Consider the following 2664-nt stretch of genomic DNA (forward strand, 5'->3'; position numbering starts at 1 on the left):
GGCCTTCAACGGTGTCCGCGCAGAACGGTGTCGTGGCCGTCTGCCACGATGGGCGCTGCTCCTTGACACCTCAACAGGCCGGCCCGCCTCGTACTCCTCGGCAGGCTGGTCAAGAAGCGGCAAAGCCGTCAGAACGGCGCAGGTCGCGAAGGGTCCTCCCCGCGAGCGCGGGGGTCAGCCGGGGAACCCGATCATGAACCCTCGCCTCCGCGCGTCCTCCCCGCGAGCGCGGGGGTCAGCCGCGCACCTGTTCCAGGCCGAGTCCGTTCAGGTAGTCCTCCCCGCGAGCGCGGGGGTCAGCCGCCGGCCGGGGTTGCGCCCCCGGCCGGGCGGTCGTACTCCCCGCGAGCGCGGGGGTCAGCCGTCAGCGAACATGGCGCGGTAGGGCTCTAGGTCGTACTCCCCGCGCCCGCGGGGGTCAGCCGGCCGTCGTCCAGGGCGACGCCGTCTACTACCTGTCCTCCCCGCGCCCGCGGGGGTCAGCCGTCCCGCCGAACTCGGTTGCCCGGGGCCGGTGAGTCCTCCCCGCGCCTGCGGGGGTCAGCCAGTGCAGCGCGCAACGTCGGAAGACGTCGAAGAGTCCTCCCCGCAGGTGCGGGGGTCAGCCGCTCGGGACCTGGAGGTCAAGAAGCAGCAGCTCGTCCTTCCCGCGCCTGCGGGGGTGGCCCCGTAGACGAGGCAGTCGGGCACTTCCGCCTGGTCCGGATTCGGGTAACCCGAGCAGACCCGGCTGGCCCCGGCCAGTGGCTCAGTCTTCGTTGTCGACCAGACCGCAGGCGCCGGGGAACGACTCCAGGAACTCCCGCCGGTGTGGGTCCGGCTCGGCCTCGGCAAGATCCGTGAGCGTCCGCAGGAATCGGCCGAGCTGGTCCTCCGGCAGCCGCTGCAGCACTCCGGCCACGCTCTCCATCATCTTCACCGCGGAGTCGGCATCGACCTCGTCGTCCTCGCAGCCGTCGAGGAACCGGACGGTGTCGACGACCAGCCCGGCGAGAACGGGCACCAACGGGTCCATGTCAGTCATCCGGGCAACCTATCCGACCCCCAGGAAAGCAAGAACGACAGCCGGCCGACGGCATCGAACCGCCGTCGGCCGCGAACCGGAAAGAGCACACCGCCATGAACGACAGCTCCACCGTCCCCGCGCCACGACACCGAATGCAGGCCCCGGCCTCGGCGATCGCCGCGACCTCGGGCGCCGCCGTCCTCCCCGCGGGCGCGGGGGTCAGCCGTGCTGCTGATCAGGGTGGAAAAGCGCTTGGTTGTCCTCCCCGCAGGTGCGGGGGTCAGCCGCTCATCGCCCGCGAGACCGGCCTCAGCCAGCGGTCCTCCCCGCGAGTGCGGGGGTCAGCCGGAGGCGGCCGCCTGATGGCCGGACAGCAGATGGTCCTCCCCGCAGGTGAGGGGGTCAGCTGCGGCCTCCGTCGGCCAGAGTTCCGTCCTGGAGTCCTCCCCGCGCCCGCAGGGGTCAGCCGATTCCTGCGATCCTTGGTGAACGGAGGCTGCCGTCCTCCCCGCGGGCGCGGGGGTCAGCCGACGAACTCGTCGGCCAGGGCGACGTATCCGGAGTCCTCCCCGCAGGCGCGGGGGTCAGCCGGTGAGGGCGGAGCGGTCTCCGGAGTGGCTCCTCCCCCTGCTCCGTCTTCGCCCACGCAGGCCCAAGCGCCGCCCAGGCCTTCAACGGTGTCCGCGGAGAACGGTGTCGTGGCCGTCTGCCACGATGGGCGCTGCTCCTTGACACCTCAACAGGCCGGCCCGCCTCGTACCCCTCGGCAGGCTGCTCAAGAAATGGCAAAGCCGCCAGAACGATGCAGGTCGCAAAGGGTCCTCCCCGCGAGCGCGGGGGTCAGCCCCCGAGGCCGTCGCCGGCCGCCCCACCCACCAGGTCCTCCCCGCGAGCGCGGGGGTCAGCCGGCCCGCTCGACGGTTGGAAAGCCCGAAAGCAGGTCCTCCCCGCAGGCGCGGGGGTCAGCCGCACGTGCGCGCGGGCAATCAGGCGATGATCGAGTCCTCCCCGCAGGCGCGGGGGTCAGCCGACCGGGTGGCGGGCGAGCGTGCGGCGGGCCGCGTCCTCCCCGCAGGCGCGGGGGTCAGCCGTAGCCGAACATCAGGAGCCCTCCCCGATCCGGGTCCTCCCCGCAGGCGCGGGGGTCAGCCGCCGGACCGACCCCGAGGCGATTTGGGACAGATGTCCTCCCCGCAGGCGCGGGGGTCAGCCGCCCCCCGGGCTGCACCCCGTGAGTTCGCAGCTGTCCTCCCCGCAGGCGCGGGGGTCAGCCGGTCAGCCAGACGCCCTCCTTGCGGCCGACCAAGTCCTCCCCGCAGGCGCGGGGGTCAGCCGGCGATCGGCTTGCTGACCGCCGAGGGGCTGGTGTCCTCCCCGCAGGCGCGGGGGTCAGCCGTCGGTGGACCACTGGTCACTGCCGGCCCGGGCGTCCTCCCCGCAGGCGCGGGGGTCAGCCGCCCCCGCCGCTGTGCCAGTGCCGGTCGGTCACGTCCTCCCCGCAGGCGCGGGGGTCAGCCGGAGGGCATCAGCTCCGCCGAGTACGCCGCCGCGTCCTCCCCGCAGGCGCGGGGGTCAGCCGATCCCGGCGTCCTGGGGAGCGGACAGCGCATCGTCCTCCCCGCAGGCGCGGGTGTCAGCCGGACGGCGACCGTCTCCCG

Annotated in this window: 1 protein-coding gene and 2 CRISPR repeat arrays; the gene reads right to left on the reverse strand. The window is 73.7% G+C overall.

The features are described from left to right. Nucleotides 1-152 precede the first annotated feature (152 nt). A CRISPR array of direct repeats spans nucleotides 153-669; the repeat unit is 29 nt; unit sequence GTCCTCCCCGCGAGCGCGGGGGTCAGCCG. 79 nt (nucleotides 670-748) lie between these two features. Beyond that, a complete protein-coding gene (locus ACFRQN_RS40465) occupies nucleotides 749-1024 on the reverse strand; it encodes a hypothetical protein (RefSeq protein WP_380745637.1) in 276 nt (91 codons plus the stop codon). Between the two features lie 800 nt (nucleotides 1025-1824). Continuing rightward, a CRISPR array of direct repeats spans nucleotides 1825-2646; the repeat unit is 29 nt; unit sequence GTCCTCCCCGCAGGCGCGGGGGTCAGCCG. The last annotated feature ends 18 nt before the right edge of the window (nucleotides 2647-2664 follow it).

This window comes from Kitasatospora sp. NPDC056800 (genome assembly GCF_042789775.1).
Lineage (GTDB): Bacteria > Actinomycetota > Actinomycetes > Streptomycetales > Streptomycetaceae > Kitasatospora.

Excerpts from the sequence above, each read along its gene's own strand:
- ACFRQN_RS40465 (WP_380745637.1), bottom strand. The coding sequence starts at position 1,024 with ATGACTGACATGGACCCGTTGGTGCCCGTTCTCGCCGGGCTGGTCGTC.